Below are 17,049 nucleotides of genomic sequence, written 5' to 3' on the forward strand. Positions count from 1 at the left end.
ATGCCCGCAGACGAGAATATCTCTCGAGAGCGACTAGGGGCAGCGCCCGGTGACGTGTACACCGAGACGATCCAAGAGCCGACGTACGAGTTCAAACGTGAGCATTACTTCTATCACCTCATCGAAACGAACAAGGCCTGGACGGTGATGCTAGTCGAGACGGGACTGATCGACGAATCGGACGGTACCCAACTCCTCGACGCGATAGCTGATCTCGAGGCGACGGGGCCCGAGGTGCTCGGCGAGTACAATCCGCAACTGGAGTACTTCTATTCGCACATGGAACACCAGCTCAACGAGCGAATCGGGGAAGACGTAGCTGGAAATATTAATATCGGGCGCACGCGGCCCGAGCCGCTCGCCAGGATGGTCACCCGCGAACAGCTGCTAGACATCCTCGAGCAGGCGCTGTCGCTTCGGGGAACGCTCCTCGATCTCGCCGAACGGGAACTCGAGACGGTCATGCCACAGTGGACGCACTACCAGCACGCACAGGTTTCGACCGTCGGCCATTACCTATTGGCGATCGTCGATTCGCTCGAGCGCGATACACGACGATTGCTCAACGCTTACGAGACGGTAAACGAGTGTACCCTCGGGTGTGGCGCGTTGGCTGGCGCGTCCTACGACCTCGATCGCCAGCTCGTCGCGGATTTACTCGGTTTCGACGGATTCAAAGAGAACACGATCGACTGTGTCGGCGGTGGTGATCACCACATGGAGCCTGCAGCCGCGATGGCGAACATGATGGTGACGCTAAGTCGATTGTGCCAGGACCTGTACACCTGGCACACCTGGGAGTTCGACTTCGTCGAGATCGGTGATGAGTTCTCGGGCTCCAGCAGTATGATGCCTCAAAAGAAGAACCCCTATCCGTTCGAATACGTCCGTGCCAGGGCTGCTCATGCGACGGGTTACATGTGCTCGGTCCACGAAACCTTGCACAACACGAACTTCCAGGACATCAAAGACGTCGAGGAAGACGCGGTCCACCCGCTGTTCGAGGCGTTCGAGGAGGTCGATCGAGCGCTACGGCTGCTCGATGGAACGGTCGCAAGTGCGGAGTTCAAGGCGGACACCATGCTCGAACGTGCCGCAGAAGGGTTCGCCTCGTGCAGCGAACTCGCAGCGAAGATCGACCGACAGACCGATCTAACCTACCGAACTGCACACCGGATCGTCGGCGATCTGGTCCAGCGTGCGCTGAGTCGAGATCTAGACGCGACAGCGGTCGACGCCGAACTCGTCAACGAGTCGGCACGCGAGATTACCGGAGAGTCGCTCGACATCGACGACGATTTCGTCCAGTCTGCGCTCGATCCCAAAGCATTCGTCGAAGCCCACGACGTACCTGGCGGCCCGGCACCGCGAGAAGTACGGCGCATGATCCAGGATCGCCGAGCAACCCTCGACGAGGATAGGGTCGACGTCGCGAATCGTCACGAGAAGATCGAGGACGCGAGTCGGGAACTCGCCGATCGCGTCGAATCGATCTACGCCTGACCGCTCGATATCCGCCTCGTTCGTTTTTGGACGCTCTATTCGCGTTCACAGGCAGATTTGCAGTGAGGCCGCGATCGGTGGACTGCAGCCGACGTGGACTCGTCGTGTCTCACCAACCGATGCCGTTCAGAAAGAGTCGAATCCCGATCAGTACGAGTAGCAGTTTGATGAACAGCGCAAATAAGCGTTCGTCGAGATACGGGCGGAATACCGTCCCGAGATACACGCCGACGAAGACGGGCACCGTAAAGAGGGCACCCAGGACGAACTCTGTCGTTTGCAGTAGATTAGCGTTCGCGAGAAAGACCACCCGGACGACGTGTGCGACCAGAAATAGAGCAGACGTCCCCGTGACGAACACAGTTCGATTTTCGTCGATCGTATTGAGATACGAGTGAATGACGAGCGGCGGTCCCGGAGCGCCCACCGCACCACCGAGTAATCCGCTTAGTGTGCCGGCGAAGACGCTCACACTGGGACGCTCAGCGTACTCGTATATTTTCTCTTCGACGTGCTGAAACACGAGAAACAGGCCCACGTAGGCGGCAATGAAGAGATAGAGTAACTGCGCTGAGAGGGCCTCGAGGAGCCACACGCCGACGAACAATCCAACCGTGAGCGTGATCAAAAACCCGATCTGCGTCCGGAGAAACTCGATGGGGAGACCGTCATTAACTAAGACAACTACGTTGGACACGAGAAACGGAATCGAGAGCGCTACGAGAGCGAGTTGCGGCGGAAACACCTGCACGATTCCGGCGATAGTGATGAGGCCGACTGCGAACCCGACCGTTCCTTTGACGAACCCGCCAAGTAACAGGACAGCGATCGCAATTAGTACACCGACTGCGGTGACTTCGACGCCAGCGAAGGCGAGTGCACCCAACTCCATTGGTCTTTTGATAGATTACTCTGATTATTCCATGTGTTTTTCGGTGTCTGTTATCTATTCTGACACAAAGGCGCGGATTCCGGAAAGGGGGCTGGTTTTTGTGGGCACTCGTTTCGAGGGGGCTCTAGACAACACCCAGACTCGCGGGGCAGCCAAAAACGACTCGTGGCCGGACGATCCGCGTCGAGTGGCCGATACGCTGAATCAGCGCCGACGATTCCCTCGATACTCGCCAGGTTGATTGCCCCGGGCACAAGATAAAATTCAAGAATCATGATGTGATTGGCGTGGTAAGTTATATCATCCACGAGTCGTATCTACTTTCTATGGGTGACACCCACATCGTCGCAGTCGAACCAGACGATAATGTTGCGACGGCTATCCGTGAGATAACGAGCGGTGAGACGGTGACCGTCGATGTCGGCGACTACGAAGTCACGGTCGAAGTCGCAGAGGACGTCCAATTTGGGCACAAGATCGCACTCGAGGAGATCCCCGAGGGCGAGACAGTGTACAAGTACGGGCTCAGCATCGGAACTGCCTCGGAAGACGTCGAGGCCGGCGAGTGGGTACACGTCCACAACGTCGAGAGCAACTACGGCCGTGGCGACCTGGCAGACGAAAGCGCTACCGCGTAGAATTACGATCCAGAGAGGACCATGACAGACTTCCTGGGATACGAACGACCCGACGGCAGTATCGGCATTCGAAACTTCGTCCCCATCATCGCGACTGCACCGTACGCCAACGACACGGTCGAGCGCGCTGCGGGAATCGTCGACGACGCGATTCCGATCACACATCCCCTCGGTCGGTGTCAGACCAAACCCGACGTGTTCCAGACGTACCGAACGCTACTGGGCTACGGTACGCATCCGAACACGTACGGAGCAGTCGTGGTCGCTCACGCTGGCGAGATCGTCGACGGTGACGAGCTGGCCGAGGATATCGCAGAGACCGGTCGCCCCAGCGCGAGCATCAACATTCACGACGAGAACGGTGTGATGAACGGACTGAAAGCGACCGTCGAGGCTACACAGGAGATGGTACAGGACGCCAGCGCTCAGCGACGCCAACCCCACGACGTTTCGAACCTGACGTTCGGTATCAACTGCGCGACGTCGGACACCACGAGCGGGCTCTGTCAGCACAAGGCGACTGCAGGGGCAGCGTGGCGACTAATCGACGAGGGGGGCCGTGCTGTCTTCGCGGAAACGCCGGAGTTTTTCGGTGGTGAACAGGGGCTAGCGGATCGCGCCGTCAACGACGAAGTCGCACAGAAAATCCTCGATTACGTCGACCGCTGGGAACAGCGTTTGCAGGAGACGGGCTACGACGTGCGGGGTGCCCAGCCGACACCGGACAACATGGACGGCGGTCTCACGACAATCGAGGAAAAAGCGCTCGGAGCACTCGTCAAATCCGGCGACGGGCCGATCCAGGATCTGGTCGACTACGGTGAGAAGATCCCCGACGACAGTGGCATGTACATCATGGACACGCCAGGCCACGGCGCCGAATCGGTGACGGGGATCGGCGCAGGCGGGGCACACTTTATGATCATCTCGACGGGCCAGGGACACACGCTTTCGAACGCCATCATGCCGACGATCAAGATCACAGGTAATCCTGGCAGCGCCGAACGCGTGCCCGAGGAGACCGACGTCGACGTCAGCGAGGCGCTGGTCGGCGACCAGACGATCGAGTGGGCGACCGACCAGCTCTGGAACGAGATCATAGATGTGGTGAATGGTAAACAGACGTTGAGTGAAGTGCTCGGTGAAAGCCAGTTCGCGATCCACCGTATCGGTCCCTCAACCTGAGCGCCCCTGGAGAACACCGGCACGTCTCGGCGGTCGTCCGACGCCCTAGTATCTCTACCGAAGGAGGATGCCTTGTCACAGCCAATCGAGGATACCGGGCGAAGCGGCCTCGGCGTTGCATCGCGAGCAGCCTCCCAACCAACCCACCGTCCAACCTCGAGATGAGTACGCGTCAGCGATTACTCGAGGACACTCCCGCATGAGCCGCCAGCTATCCCGCTGAACACTGCCCTGAGAAACACAATATGTCATCAATCATCCAAAAACCACAAATAATATGGCATACAATGACACGGCACCAGAGGTCGCTTCGATGAAAGAAGATCGTGTGATCTACCGGCGGAAGCTGCTCGAGTTCGGTAGTTGGACGGATTTCTCGACTGGACACGCGGCGTTCGTTCTGCATCGCTTGACTGGGTGGCTACTACTCGGTTGGATTCTGATCCACCTCGTCGTGCCTGCAGTCCGAACATCGCCGGATGCAGTTCACATTCCAGGGTCGAATGCGGTGATCGTCTCCCTACTTGCGATTCTCGTCTTTCACGGGTTCAACGGAATCCGTCTAATACTGGCTGAACTGGGGGGAACGACAGCCGACCACAACCGGGTCGCGTTCTTTCTCTCCATCATACTATCTGCAATCCTGATTAGTTTGCTGGGGGTGGTACTATGAGTACAGAGTACACCCCACCGACGCGAGATCCTGCGAGGGTCGGATATCTGTCGTGGCTTCTCCACCGACTGAGCGCGCTCGCGCTCGTTCCACTGCTAGCGATTCACGTCGGCGTCCAGGTGTACCCGCAGTACGGATTCGACGCGATATACCAGTATAATATCTATCAGCCCCTTCTCAGCCTCACACTCGGAATCGTCCTGTTGCATGCGTTTCTCGGAGTGCGAGCGACGACACTCGAGACGCGTCTGTCGTCCCGCTTGAAGACGGTCATAATCTGGCTCGTCGGCCTTTTCGTCCTCTCACTGTTCGTTTATCGACTCGTTGGCTAGCAGAACCCAGAACACCGATCGTCGCAGTATAGTTCGTAGACGCGGTGACGAGTACTCGTCAGCGCCGCCGTAGCTGGGTTGCGAATTAGTTGCTACCGAACATACTTATCGCGTCACCGACATCCACATTCCATGACAGACAGGGACGACCCGCTCGAGAGAACGTATGCCTACTATCGTCTCAATCGTAAACACGTCCTCCGAGACGTGAGCGTCGCGCTGCTGTGGACCGGTGCCGTCGCATACATGATCGATCAGCTCGACTGGCCGATCTGGTCGTTCTTCGTGATCTACTTCGGTATGTGGTATCTCTATCTCCAGGTCATCCCCAGTTGGAACGCCCTAGACTGACTACCTGGGTTGCTGATCTTCGAACACGGCTGTGCTATCGTCTAGCGGCGCAGAACAGTGAACCACTGGCCGTCGTGGTCGGCCGATAGACGACGGATTGAATTACCTGAGAGGGTAACCGGTGCACCCGAAAACGAGGGATCAAAGGCTCATCGAAACAGGATTACTGGCCTGGGAAGCGCTCCAACCGAAACAACGTGAGAACGACAGTGACGAGGAGCATCGCGCCAAGGAAGATTGTCATTCCGCCGGGAAGTGGTAACGGCGGGACGATCCCTCCACGTTCGAAAAGCGCAACTACGAACGTGAGCATCCCTATCACGATAATGCTCTCGAGCACCGAGAGCCAGAGTGCGATCAGGGAGTCTGGGATCGGAAAGTCCCAGTCACTCAGGTCTGTCATCTACATCATCCCTTCCTCTTCGTAAGCCTGCTGAGCACCCTGGTGAAGCTCGTATGGGAGCGAGTCGAACATGGCCTCGCTCGCCTCGAAGGGCGCGAGGATATCCGTCGACTGACGGAACTGATCCGCATTCGTGATAACACCCTGCACGACCTTCCGAACTGCCTCGTCCGGTGCGTCGACCTGACCAGCGATGAGACCGCTATCCTGCATCGTGTTGAGCGTATCGCTCTGTTGCGGGAGCGTCTCAGCTTCCAGATCGGCCTTTTGCAGGCCGTATTCCTCGCTGAAGTAGTCGCGGTTCTCCTCGGTCCAATCGAGATAGTTGACGTCTCTAGTGGCCGTAATCGTCGACAGCCACCCGACCGACCTCCCGCTCACTGCGAGGATCAGGTCGAGATCCTCGTCGACGAACATCTGCGCAGCGTCGTCCCACGTCGTCCGGCGGTACTCGCCACCATACTCCTCAATCTGGTCCTGCCCGTACCCTAGCTCTTCGAGGGCCGTATCCCAGACGAACCCGCCAAATGTGCCCTCGGGTTGGTTCATCACCGTGAGGGCGGCCTCGTCTTCGGCGGCCCCAGCGAGGGTATCGTACTGGAAATCTGGTTGGGCTACGACGTAGTAGAACAATTCGGTCTGGTCTGCCATCACTGCTCGCAGGTTCGCTGGCGGCTGCTCCCAGTCTTTGTCGTTGTATGGATCTTGTCCGTTGGCCGCCAGGGTGGCGGCGACGATCGTCGTGTGAGCGATGTCCAGTTCCTTGTTCTGGAGCCGGGTATTGTTTCCGACCCAACCACCCGGCAGGATGTTGTACCCGAGTTCAGGGAACTCCGCAGACGCAGTCGATAGCGCCGCGTTCATGATCGCATAGCCGGTCCCACCGGGCGTCCCGCCAGCGGTCGTTAATTGTCCTTGAGTGCCACCGCCGCCACCACCATCGCTACTGTTGCCATTGCCACCATCGCCACCCATACAGCCAGCGAAGGAGGCGAGGCCAGTTACGCCAATCGTCTTGAGAACTCTACGTCGCCGAGCACCATTGTGTGAGTCGTTACCCGTCATTGTTTTCACTCGTAGCTCGTACCACCCATTTCGGGTTCTTCGTGGAGCTGATCACGATCACGCATGAGTTTGAGATACCACAGGAATCCACCGGCCATAACCAACAAGGGGGGCCACACGTTGAACTGGTTCCGGCCAACGGACATCGACAGGACCGCCAGCATAACTGCCCCTGCCAGAATAACGCCGAACGCTAGGCGTTCTCGAAGGCTTATCGAGTCCCACCCTTCTTCGTAAATCGTGTTGACGATCGGTATGACTGCAAACGCCACGACGAACAACAACTCGAGCGGAACCAGCTCGAGGATGTCAATCTCACTCATGCATCGTTATCGATAATACAAACCAGAGGTATATATGTTACTGTTTTTAATTAGGAATATTCGGCGAATATATCCCCTCCATCTACGATTCGATCGCACCGATGATCGTGACTGGGAGTTCAGTGTTGAATAACACATCTTGCGTGACGCTACCGAACAATACCTTTCCCGTGGGGGACCTATTCTTTCCGCCGATGTAGATTGCGTCCACGGATAGTTCGTCCGCAACAGCAAGAATCTCCTCATCCGGACTGCCGGTTTCTCCCCGAACAGTATATGATATACCGGCAGTATCGAATACGTCGCACACACGCTCAACGCTGGTGGGAAAACGATTCCGATCCCCCGTATCGTTGCTTTCGGGGGATTCTCGACGTGGTGGTTCCTGTACGGCAGCAGCTGGTGGCGCCTCCACGTTCTGGAAAACGTGGAGAACCGTCGCTTCTACTGATTGTGACGTGTCGGGAAGTTCCGTAGCCGCATTCGCCATGTCAACCGCGTGCTGTTCATCCTCGTCGACAGCCAGTAGCACTCGGTACATATCCAGGTACTCCAGTTATAGAGTGATAATATTTTCTGACATCCCCACCAGTTACAGCCGTGGGCTTTCGTTTTAAAAATCTGTAATTTCGAGTCTAGAAGATACGTTCAGGTTAATCCCCAATCATCCATCGGCTCGATGGTATAGTGTCTCACGATCAGCCAGGGAAACATTAATATTAGTGAGTAATGATATCTACCATCATGGTAACGGTTGTACGGGAGTCACGTGTACGATTGGTGGGCGCGTACGCGATATCGATGATCGCAATTACTACGTCGTTGTTTCACTTGTACACGGGCGCGTTTGGGATCTTTGGTGGACTCGTCCAGCGCTCGGTACACGTGTATCTCCTGACTGCACTGACGTTCGCGATCGTACCGTTTATCGATGGGAAGAAAATCCGATACCGTTTCGTCGACGTCGGGTTGATCGTACTGGCACTCGTTTCGATGAGTTACGTACTAGTAAATTATTCACGACTCCTCAACGCGACACCATACGTCACCCCGCCAGAGTATTACGACTGGATCTTCGCAGTCATTTCGATCGTACTCGTGGTGGAAGCGACGAGGCGAATTGTTGGTCGGTTGCTCGCCGCCGTCGTCGTCCTCTTCCTCATGGGTGGATTTTTCTCGAACACGCTACCACAGCCGATGACGACACCCACGGCGCCCCCCTCGAACTGGGTCGACGGGATGTTCGTCACCACACAGGGACTGTGGGGAATCCCAACGCGCGTTTCCGCGACCTTCATATTCCTGTTCGTGATTCTTGCGGCATTTCTCGAGAGTACGGGAGCGGGTCGGTTCCTGATCGATCTAGCAAATTCGCTCGTCGGTCATCTACAGGGCGGCGCGGCGAAGGTCGCGGTTGTCGCTAGTTCGATCTTTGGGAGCCTCTCGGGGAGCGCAGCTGCAAACGTATACGGGACCGGAATATTCACGATTCCGATGATGAAAAACAGCGGTCTTGACCGTATCTTCTCAGGGTCAACGGAAGTAACTGCCTCCTGCGGCGGGCAACTTATGCCGCCGATCATGGGTGCAGGCGCGTTTATCATGGCGCAGTTCCTCGGTGTGGAGTACACCGTTATCGCTCTGGCAGCGATCATTCCATCATTTCTCTACTATATCTCTGTGTACTTTTCCGTGCATGCCGAATCGATCGTTCAGAACGTTGACCCGCTTCCCCGCGAGGAGCAGAAAAATGCGCTGGCTGTATTGCGCGACGCCCCCGGACAGGCCCTTACGTTGCTGCTAACGCTCTCCGTGTTGATTTACATGCTCGTTCGTGGATACACGATTTACCGCTCAGTATTCCTCGCAGCCAGTATCCTAATGATCGTCAGTTCAGTTCAGGCTGACTCTCGAGTCGGAGTCAAACACCTAGTCGTCGCTCTGGACAAAGGAGCGCGAAACGCCACGCAGATCGCCATGGCGTGTGCCGCCGCGTCGATTGTCCTCGGTTCGCTGAACATCTCTGGGCTGGGCGTCGTCTTTGGTCAGTTTATCGTATCGCTTGCAGGAGGTAGCGTCGCACTCTTGCTAATCGCCGTCGCAGCGTTCTCGATCATCCTCGGATTCGGAATGCCAACCACCGCAGCGTACATTCTTGCCGCGTCGCTGCTGGCGCCGGCGCTATCGGCAGTCGAACTCTCTGGTCTCCCAGGTCACTTCTTTATCTTCACGTTCGCCGTCTACTCCACACTGACGCCGCCAGTCGCACTTGCGGCGTTCGCAGCTGGCCAGGTCGCCGACGCGGACCCGATCCGGATCGCATTCAAATCGATCAAGATGGTGCTCCCGACGTTCATCATCCCGGTTCGCTACGTCTTGCATCCAGCCATTCTGATCCAGATGTCGTGGGAGTACGTATTGCTCGACCTAGGTATCCTCTTGATCGCAGTGATCGCGATCCAGGCTGGTATCTGGGGATGGCCAGTCAAGGGACAGATTGCGCGATCGTTGGCGGTCGTCGGAGCGATCCTCTTGATCCTGCCAGCGTCGTTGGTTCCGATAGAGTTCTTTACTCTCATCATTCTGGGGCTGGCTTTCGTCGCGCTGTCTGGAATTCTCCATCTGAACCGTCACCACCAGGTGGGAAGACCCATTTAGGATTCGGTTCCGCTTGGGTACCCGACTTTGGCGATTATGAGCGTTAACCGCGCAAGTATCACCGTTACAGAGACACTTATAGACGTCGAGCGAAGCGGGTCATTTTCGTCGGAGAACCCATCGTAGCGAACGTTCGTGACCTGCTAAAACCTCTCCGGCAAGAATGTCTACAAGCAGTACGTTTTTTATCTGGTGCGACGGACCACCCCACGTTACCGTGACCCAAACAGAGAGCCTCGTTAGCCACTTCGAGTGTTACGACTGTGGCGCGACCTACAACTTAGAGCACACCGAATTCCCCTGTCCCGAGTGTGGGGGCATTCTTGATCCGAAGTACGACTACGACGACATCGACGTCTCCCGCGAGGAAGTCGAATCCCGAAGCGGGTCGATGTGGAAATATCGTGAACTCCTTCCCATCCTCGATACCGACGACATCGTCTCGATGGGCGAAGGGAATACGCCGATCGTCGACTGTCCCGAACTCGCCGAGGAGATGGGCGTCGCCCGCGTCGCGATCAAAGACGAGGGACAGAACCCGACGAACACGTTCAAAGATCGCGGCGCCTCCGCATCCATCTCCGGAGCGTCCCAGCAGAACATCGCGGAGGTCGCGATCCCCTCGGCCGGAAACGCCGGTCAAGCAGCCTCAGCCTACACCGCTCGAGCCGGGATCGACTGCCACGTCGTTCTCAACTACCAGTCGAACGACATCCAGAAGACGATGGTCGAAGCTCACGGCGCGGACCTTCACCTCGTCGACGGCAAACTCGACAAGGCCGGCGGAGCGTTCGGCGAGTTGCGAGACGAACACGGCTGGTACACCGTCGCAACGTTCCAGACGCCCTTTAGACACGAGGGCAAAAAGACGATGGGACTCGAGATTTTCGAGCAGTTCGACTGGGACGGCCCCGACGAAATCTTCTATCCCACCGGTGGCGGCGTCGGCCTGATCGGCATCTGGAAAGCCTACCAAGAGCTGGCGAAACTAGGCTGGCTCGAGGACGAGACACCACCTAGCCTGCACGTTGCCCAGTCGAGCGGCTGTGCTCCGGTCGTCGAGGCGATCGAAGACCACCGCGAGGAACACGACGCCTGGGAGTGTCCCGAGTCCATCGGTCGCGGGATCGAGGTCCCCGATCCAGGTGCCTCTCCCTGGATGCTCGAGGCCGTCTACGAGACCGGCGGCACCGGTGTCGCCGTCTCCGACGACGAGGCACTCGAGGGTGCCCTGGCGAGCGCACGACACGCCGGCGTCGAGATGTGTGTCGAACCCGGTGCCGCCCTGGCTGCGGCCATGCAGATGGCCGAAGAAGGCAAACTGGACGAAGACGACGAGGTCCTCATCATCAACACCGGAGCCGGAAACAAGGCGACCGGTGCTCTGAGTTACGCGATCGAGTGAACGCCTGAGAGCGCCCTTTTCCACCGACACTGGTAGCTGAATCGGTTGAACTCTGGACGAGAGTACGGAATCAACCAGCAGTTGGCCTCACCCTCGATTCGGCCGGAGTTCGTCGATCAGCTTCGGTCGTTCGACGTAGTCGGCTCGATCGTCGATGGGGAGCGCTACGTCGTCTACTTCTCCGCACTCGTTGAGTGCCATCGATTAGTCCCAGATATATGATATCATTCAATTGATAGCGCCGTCTAATGCACCCCGACAGTATATATTTGTTATGTGATTAGTTCAACTGCTGTTCATCACAGTAGTGTATGAATTAATCAATATATTTCTGACGACCAACCGACTGCTGATACACGAATGATCGAAGCAGCTAATCCGGACTTGGAGGCGTGTGACCATTTTTCGCCGAAATCGATCTTGTCATAGCCAATTGAACTTCGTAATTCTAATCAAAAGAGTATCAGATAGTCGTAGCTCCGACGAAAAATATCGGTTTGAAGAGATCGTGTCTCGATCGATCTGTGCAGAACTCCAGTGGCTAGCTCGGTGTCTCGTCGTCACAAGATTACGATATCAAGAGTGAGCCGTGAATCAGGGTATATTGAAATAGATACTCAAGACTAGCTATCGTTCGGGTTAGTATTATTTTTATCAATTTCGATCTGCGACGGTGCGGCCGTCGTCGGGTCTAGTTTATTGTCAGATATCAAATATGTGTGCTGTCAGACCGCTTGATAAGAGTGTTAAACGCTACTCAGACGGAGAATGGCTCTTGCCTCTCGGAGCGAATAACTGATTTACGTGAAGCTGAACAGAGAATATCCCGATGGCTATCGCCGTTCCCTCACGATCGTGTTACTACGGATACTAGCTGAACACCGCCTGTTCTGAACGATATTACGGTTCTATGCGTGTAACGGAGATGGCCATACCCGAACCGTATCGACGATATCGCGACCCCTCACTACTCGTCGTGCTTCCGTTTGTTCGCCCCGATCATGCGTTTGGCGACTACAAACACGGTGAACCACAGCGAAATACCAGATCGATATACCCATACGCCAGAGATAGTCGTGGAAATGAACTCTACCTGAGGAATTTCTGATTATATCGTTGTATCCAGGGTACGAAATCGTTCGCGAGAGACGAAAGGTCAGACCTGTGTCGAATTTACTTCGATCACATTTGCTGCACCCCGAACGACCTCCGCTAACTCATCACGAAACCGTTCATCTTTGAATCGACTGGTAGGCCCCGAAATACTGATTGCACCCTGAATATCGCCGTTCTTATAGACGATCGGTGCCGCAACACACCGAAGCCCGGATAACGCCTCTTCGTCGTCGTAGGCGACGTTTTCCTGACGAATCGTTTCTAAATTGTCGAACAGTTCCTCTCGAGTCGTGATCGTGTTCTCGGTATGTGCAGGCATTCCGTGTTCGTCGATGATTTCCTCGACGCGTTCGCGGGGAAACTGCGCCAGAATCGCCTTCCCAAGTGCGGTGCAATGGAGGTCCTTTCGTTCTCCCGTGTATGAGGCGGTTCGAATTGCATTTTCCCCACGGGCCTTGTGCAGGTACACACCACGACCGTGTTCCTCGACCATGAACTGGGCGACCTCTCCCGTCTGCTCGGCCAGTTTATCGACTTCCTGTTTGGCGATGTCGTGAATGGCAACGCTATTTTTTGCGAACTCGCCAAAGTCGACGAACTTGAGGCTTATCTCGTATCTCTTTCCACGCTTGACCACGAATTCGTTTTCCAGGAGCGTCGCCAGGTGGGCGTGAACGGTTGCCTTCGAGTAGCCGGTCTCTCGAGTGAGCTCGGAGACGCCCGCACCGCCTCGCTCCCGAAGCGCATTCAGCAGTTCACACGTCGTTTCCACCGCCTGTATCCGTCGTCCGCCTTCGGACGATGTCGATGGGTTGCTCATGGCTAGCCATACCTAGAGAAGTGACTTAACTGTTCGCAATGACCAAACAGCTACACTACAACTGCTGTGTCGGCTCGACGAGATCGGTCGACGTGCTGTTTTTGATTGCGTCACCAGATCGGCTATCGAACAGATGGATCTTCTCTTCCGGGAAATGTACGGTAACGTCGTCACCTGCGTCGATACGGGTTTCACCGTCGACGCTGAGAGTATACGTTTCGTCACCGATCTGGATATAGGCATAGGTCACTTCCCCCATCGGTTCGACGACGTCTACCTGCGTTACGATAGCGTTCGGTTGGGATCCGTCGCTCAGTTCGATGTGCTCCGGACGAATTCCGAGTATCAACTGATCCGGTGCCCCCTCGAGCGTGGATACCGTCTCCTCCGAGAGTTCGTATTCGAACGAGTCGTTGAGCAACCGGTCCTGTTCGCGAGTCGTCGGGAAAAAGTTCATCGACGGTGAGCCGATGAAGCCAGCGACGAACCGATTACTGGGCTGGTGGTAACACTCGAGCGGTGTGCCGATCTGCTGCAGTCGTCCGTTGTTGAGAATGGCGATTCGGTCACCCATGGTCATCGCCTCCGTCTGGTCGTGGGTGACGTAGATCGTGGTGACGTCCATGTCCTGCTGGAGTTGCTGGATCTCCGTTCGCATCGCCGTTCGGAGCTTCGCGTCGAGATTCGAGAGGGGTTCGTCCATCAGGAATACTTCTGGCTCACGGATAATGGCCCGCCCCAGCGCGACGCGTTGTTGCTGTCCACCCGAAAGTTCCTTGGGCTTCTTCTCGAGAAGAGCACTGATCTCGAGCAGTTCCGCCGTCGACTCCACCCGTTCGGCGATTTCGTCGTCCGAAAGGTCCGTAGTCATCTTTAGCCCGTAGCCAATGTTCTTTCGGACCGTCATGTGGGGATACAGTGCGTAATTCTGGAACACCATCGCCATATCCCGGTCTTTCGGTTTGGCGTCGGTGATGTTCCGCCCGTCGAGCCGTATTTCGCCGCTGGTCGCACGCTCCAGCCCAGCGATACACCGAAGTGTCGTCGATTTTCCACATCCAGACGGCCCGACGAGGACCAGAAAATCCCCGTTTTCGATGGTTACGTTCAATTCGTCGACGGCGACGATGTCGTTGCCGCCTTCGTCGAACACCTTCGTCAGATCGTTCAGCTCGAGTTTTCCCATGATCCTGAGTCGTGTCTATAGCGTTTCAGGCCACGATATTAAATTCCTTGCTCCGAGACAACGAGGCGCATCGATGGGTCTTTATACCACGGCGATAAGTGAATCTGACGAGAGCGTCCACTCACCGGGGTTCGGGTCGTCCCCGGTATGCGAGAGCGATTCTCCGTTAATAACGACACTGGAGACGTCGTCGGTATCGACCACCTCGAGTCGAAGCTGGGTGGCCGAGAGCGACGGAACCTCCACGTTGAGAACCTGGTCGTTCGTCTCGGCCGAAACGGTCACGAGTCGATCCGCGGTCTCGTCGTAATAGCGTCCGTTTGCCGTCCCGTCCGCGAGGGTGACCTGCAGGATGAGGTCGTCCGGCGTTCCCGGCTGGACGAACTGGGTCGGTTCCTGCTGGGGGAGGACGCTTCCCGCACGGACGAAAATCGGCATCGTCTCGAGTGGAGCGTCGATCGCGACGGCTTGTCCGCCGTCGTATCGCTCGCCGTCCCAGAGGTGGCGCCACTCACCTCGTGGAAGGTAGACGTCGCGGGTCGTCTTGGACTGGAAGACAGGTGCCACGAGCAGGTCTTTGCCGATGAGGTACTGGGTGTCGAGTCGGTGGGTCTGCGGGTCGTCCTGGTACTCGAGGACGAGTGGACGAACCTCGGGGAGACCGGTTCGAGCAGCGATCTCGGCATACGTGTACAGATAGGGGAGCAGCCGATAGCGAAGCTGTGCGTACGTGCGGAAAATGTCGAGGGCTTCTTCGCCGAAGGCCCAGGGCTCTCGCGGCGTCGTGCCGTGACATCGGCTGTTGCTCGAGAGCAGGCCGAACTGCGCCCACCTGACGTACAGGTCGTCGCTCGGGGAGCCACGGAAGCCGCCGATGTCGTGGCTCCAGAAGGCGATTCCCGAGAGGGAAGCCGACAGTCCACCGCGGAGTGCCGCGGCCATTCCATTCCAGGAAGTCTGTGGGTCGCCACCCCAGTGCATCGGGAACTGCTGGCTGCCCGTCCAGGCGGCTCGACCCCAGACGAGGGCCTCCTCGTCGCCGTTGACCTCGCCGACCGTCTCGTAGACCGCCCGGTTGTACAGGTACGGATAGAGGTTGTGCATGATCCGACCGCTCTTCCCGTTGTCGAAGATCGCATCCTCGGGAACGTACTCGCCGTAGTCCGTCTTGAAGACGGCAACGCCCATCTCGAGAAGCCGCCGGTGTTTATCTTTCCACCACTCCACGGCTTCGGGGTTCGTGAAATCGACCAGGGCGCCACGATACTCCCCCTGGCAGGTGTCGTCCATCACGTACGGCTTTCCGGCCCCGTCGGTGACGAAATACCCGTTCCGGACGCCCTCGCCGAACGCGTCCGTGCCGACGGGGACGTGAGGATGTTCCCACAGGGAGAGTCGGAAGTTCCGATCGCGCAACCCCGCGATCATCCCCTCGGGGTCGGGGAACTGGTCGGTGTCCCACTCGAGGGTGCAGGACTCGCCGGGTGGCATCCAGAACGGGTCCAGATGCAAGACGTCACAGGGGATCTCCTCCTCGCGAAGTCGATCGGCGATCTCCTCGAGTTCGGCCCTCGATTCGTAGCCAAGCCGGGACATCCACGTTCCGAAACTCCACTTAGGCGGCCGATCGGGTCGACCGGTGAAGGCGGTGTACTGGCGGACGATCTCTTTCAACGACGGCCCGTAGAAGAAGACGAACGCGAAGCGATCATCGTCGACGGTGATGGTACCGCTGGCGGTCGATTCAGTGCCGAAATCGTAGGTGACTCTGGCGGTCGTATCGACGAGGAGCCCGTACCCGTTGATCGAGAGGTGAAACGGGATGTTCTTGTACGCACGTTCGGTCTCGGTGCCGAGGGGTTCCTTGTGCCAGGCCTCGATCGTGCGGCCTCGACGGTCGAACTCCACGAACTGCTCGCCGACGCCGTAGAGTTTCTCGTCGGGCGTCAGTCGGAATCCCGTTCCCGTTTCCGCCATCCGTCGTGGGTTGTGGTTGATCTGCTCCTGGACGCCGCCGAGTGGTTCGACGCGGTCGACCCCGAAGACGTCCTGGTCCTCGCGTTGTTCTTCGAAGACGACCCCGTTTTCGTCCTCGACGCGGAAACGCCACTCCTCGAGACCGACGATGACTGTGAGTACGCCCGTGTCGAGATGCAGTTCACCGTCGTGTTCCGCAGTCGTGAGGTCGACAGGCTCCTCCAGAGCCGACTCGTCGTACTCCGGATACGGCCGATCGGCAGATACCTCGGGATTCGTCTCGAGTTCGAAGTGAAACGTCCGATCGTCGTAGAACCGAAGCGTTACGGGCCACGTCCGTTCAGTGGCCTCGGGGGGGCCCTCGACCGCACACTCCAGTCGAACCGTGCCGTCCTCGATATCGTATGATTCGACCGCCGAAACCGTCAGTCGCTCACGCTTCATCGGTACCTGGAGTGGTGTGTCTCTGGGTAATAAAGTCTCCGTCGAGGTATCGGCCGGTTTTGGACCCGTCTCCGTCAC

Annotated in this window: 16 protein-coding genes; 8 read left to right on the forward strand and 8 right to left on the reverse strand. The window is 57.2% G+C overall.

Annotated elements, in window-relative coordinates:
* Complete coding sequence (argH, locus tag MU558_RS19630) at positions 1-1,503, forward strand: argininosuccinate lyase (RefSeq protein WP_246976139.1); 1,503 nt, start codon at positions 1-3, stop codon at positions 1,501-1,503.
* A gap of 109 nt (positions 1,504-1,612) precedes the next feature.
* On the opposite strand, the gene MU558_RS19635 is transcribed toward argH, so the two are convergent.
* Positions 1,613-2,395, reverse strand: a complete 783-nt coding sequence (locus tag MU558_RS19635) for a sulfite exporter TauE/SafE family protein (protein ID WP_246976142.1) — start codon at positions 2,393-2,395, stop codon at positions 1,613-1,615.
* Between the two features lie 326 nt (positions 2,396-2,721).
* On the opposite strand from MU558_RS19635, the gene MU558_RS19640 reads away from it, so the two are divergent.
* The 5 genes from MU558_RS19640 to MU558_RS19660 all read left to right on the forward strand — a co-directional run bounded on the left by MU558_RS19640 (position 2,722) and on the right by MU558_RS19660 (position 5,574).
* Entirely contained in the window at positions 2,722-3,033 is a 312-nt protein-coding gene (locus tag MU558_RS19640; RefSeq protein WP_246976145.1) for a UxaA family hydrolase, read from the forward strand.
* Positions 3,034-3,054: 21 nt separating this feature from the next.
* Positions 3,055-4,218, forward strand: coding sequence for a UxaA family hydrolase (locus MU558_RS19645; protein ID WP_246976148.1), 1,164 nt, complete (start codon positions 3,055-3,057; stop codon positions 4,216-4,218).
* A gap of 277 nt (positions 4,219-4,495) precedes the next feature.
* Positions 4,496-4,891, forward strand: a complete 396-nt coding sequence (locus tag MU558_RS19650; RefSeq protein WP_246976152.1) for a succinate dehydrogenase/fumarate reductase transmembrane subunit — start codon at positions 4,496-4,498, stop codon at positions 4,889-4,891.
* Positions 4,888-5,223 carry a succinate dehydrogenase/fumarate reductase transmembrane subunit gene (locus MU558_RS19655; protein WP_246976155.1) on the forward strand — a complete coding sequence of 112 codons (336 nt, stop codon included), beginning with the start codon at positions 4,888-4,890 and terminating at the stop codon, positions 5,221-5,223. The genes MU558_RS19650 and MU558_RS19655 overlap by 4 nt, the downstream gene beginning before the upstream one ends.
* A gap of 132 nt (positions 5,224-5,355) precedes the next feature.
* A complete protein-coding gene (locus MU558_RS19660) occupies positions 5,356-5,574 on the forward strand; it encodes a DUF8119 family protein (RefSeq protein ID WP_246976158.1) in 219 nt (72 codons plus the stop codon).
* 163 nt (positions 5,575-5,737) lie between these two features.
* Here MU558_RS19660 and MU558_RS19665 read toward each other — a convergent pair whose 3' ends face one another.
* The 4 genes from MU558_RS19665 to MU558_RS19680 all read right to left on the reverse strand — a co-directional run bounded on the left by MU558_RS19665 (position 5,738) and on the right by MU558_RS19680 (position 7,906).
* Positions 5,738-5,977 carry a hypothetical protein gene (locus tag MU558_RS19665; protein WP_246976160.1) on the reverse strand — a complete coding sequence of 80 codons (240 nt, stop codon included), beginning with the start codon at positions 5,975-5,977 and terminating at the stop codon, positions 5,738-5,740.
* A complete protein-coding gene (locus MU558_RS19670; protein ID WP_246976162.1) occupies positions 5,978-6,952 on the reverse strand; it encodes a TAXI family TRAP transporter solute-binding subunit in 975 nt (324 codons plus the stop codon).
* A 95-nt stretch (positions 6,953-7,047) separates the two neighbouring features.
* Entirely contained in the window at positions 7,048-7,365 is a 318-nt protein-coding gene (locus tag MU558_RS19675; RefSeq protein WP_246976164.1) for a hypothetical protein, read from the reverse strand.
* 82 nt (positions 7,366-7,447) lie between these two features.
* The gene (locus MU558_RS19680) at positions 7,448-7,906 is read right to left on the reverse strand and encodes a universal stress protein (RefSeq protein WP_246976167.1); all 459 of its coding nucleotides are present in this window, start codon (positions 7,904-7,906) and stop codon (positions 7,448-7,450) included.
* Positions 7,907-8,166: 260 nt separating this feature from the next.
* Between MU558_RS19680 and MU558_RS19685 the strand changes: the two genes are divergently transcribed.
* Both MU558_RS19685 and MU558_RS19690 read left to right on the forward strand, forming a co-directional pair.
* Positions 8,167-10,023 carry a TRAP transporter permease gene (locus MU558_RS19685; protein ID WP_246976170.1) on the forward strand — a complete coding sequence of 619 codons (1,857 nt, stop codon included), beginning with the start codon at positions 8,167-8,169 and terminating at the stop codon, positions 10,021-10,023.
* 217 nt (positions 10,024-10,240) lie between these two features.
* Entirely contained in the window at positions 10,241-11,428 is a 1,188-nt protein-coding gene (locus MU558_RS19690; RefSeq protein ID WP_246976173.1) for a threonine synthase, read from the forward strand.
* 1,156 nt (positions 11,429-12,584) lie between these two features.
* Here MU558_RS19690 and MU558_RS19695 read toward each other — a convergent pair.
* The 3 genes from MU558_RS19695 to yicI form a co-directional block, all read right to left on the reverse strand.
* Complete coding sequence (locus tag MU558_RS19695) at positions 12,585-13,364, reverse strand: IclR family transcriptional regulator (RefSeq protein WP_246976175.1); 780 nt, start codon at positions 13,362-13,364, stop codon at positions 12,585-12,587.
* A 55-nt stretch (positions 13,365-13,419) separates the two neighbouring features.
* Positions 13,420-14,550: an ABC transporter ATP-binding protein gene (locus MU558_RS19700; RefSeq protein WP_246976178.1), complete on the reverse strand. Its 1,131-nt coding sequence runs from the start codon at positions 14,548-14,550 to the stop codon at positions 13,420-13,422.
* Positions 14,551-14,631: 81 nt separating this feature from the next.
* Positions 14,632-16,971, reverse strand: coding sequence for an alpha-xylosidase (yicI, locus tag MU558_RS19705; protein WP_246976181.1), 2,340 nt, complete (start codon positions 16,969-16,971; stop codon positions 14,632-14,634).
* Between the last annotated feature and the right edge of the window lie 78 nt (positions 16,972-17,049).

It is taken from the genome of Natribaculum luteum (assembly GCF_023008545.1).
GTDB classification, from domain to species: Archaea; Halobacteriota; Halobacteria; order Halobacteriales; family Natrialbaceae; genus Natribaculum; species Natribaculum luteum.

Bases quoted from the DNA above. Each gene is read 5' to 3' on its own strand.
- argH (WP_246976139.1), top strand. From the start codon at position 1: ATGCCCGCAGACGAGAATATCTCTCGAGAGCGACTAGGGGCAGCGCCC.
- MU558_RS19660 (WP_246976158.1), top strand. From the start codon at position 5,356: ATGACAGACAGGGACGACCCGCTCGAGAGAACGTATGCCTACTATCGT.
- MU558_RS19680 (WP_246976167.1), bottom strand. From the start codon at position 7,906: ATGTACCGAGTGCTACTGGCTGTCGACGAGGATGAACAGCACGCGGTT.
- MU558_RS19665 (WP_246976160.1), bottom strand. From the start codon at position 5,977: ATGACAGACCTGAGTGACTGGGACTTTCCGATCCCAGACTCCCTGATC.
- MU558_RS19650 (WP_246976152.1), top strand. From the start codon at position 4,496: ATGGCATACAATGACACGGCACCAGAGGTCGCTTCGATGAAAGAAGAT.
- yicI (WP_246976181.1), bottom strand. From the start codon at position 16,971: ATGAAGCGTGAGCGACTGACGGTTTCGGCGGTCGAATCATACGATATC.
- MU558_RS19655 (WP_246976155.1), top strand. From the start codon at position 4,888: ATGAGTACAGAGTACACCCCACCGACGCGAGATCCTGCGAGGGTCGGA.
- MU558_RS19645 (WP_246976148.1), top strand. From the start codon at position 3,055: ATGACAGACTTCCTGGGATACGAACGACCCGACGGCAGTATCGGCATT.
- MU558_RS19675 (WP_246976164.1), bottom strand. From the start codon at position 7,365: ATGAGTGAGATTGACATCCTCGAGCTGGTTCCGCTCGAGTTGTTGTTC.
- MU558_RS19640 (WP_246976145.1), top strand. From the start codon at position 2,722: ATGGGTGACACCCACATCGTCGCAGTCGAACCAGACGATAATGTTGCG.
- MU558_RS19635 (WP_246976142.1), bottom strand. From the start codon at position 2,395: ATGGAGTTGGGTGCACTCGCCTTCGCTGGCGTCGAAGTCACCGCAGTC.
- MU558_RS19670 (WP_246976162.1), bottom strand. From the start codon at position 6,952: ATGGGTGGCGATGGTGGCAATGGCAACAGTAGCGATGGTGGTGGCGGC.
- MU558_RS19695 (WP_246976175.1), bottom strand. From the start codon at position 13,364: ATGAGCAACCCATCGACATCGTCCGAAGGCGGACGACGGATACAGGCG.
- MU558_RS19685 (WP_246976170.1), top strand. From the start codon at position 8,167: ATGATCGCAATTACTACGTCGTTGTTTCACTTGTACACGGGCGCGTTT.
- MU558_RS19700 (WP_246976178.1), bottom strand. From the start codon at position 14,550: ATGGGAAAACTCGAGCTGAACGATCTGACGAAGGTGTTCGACGAAGGC.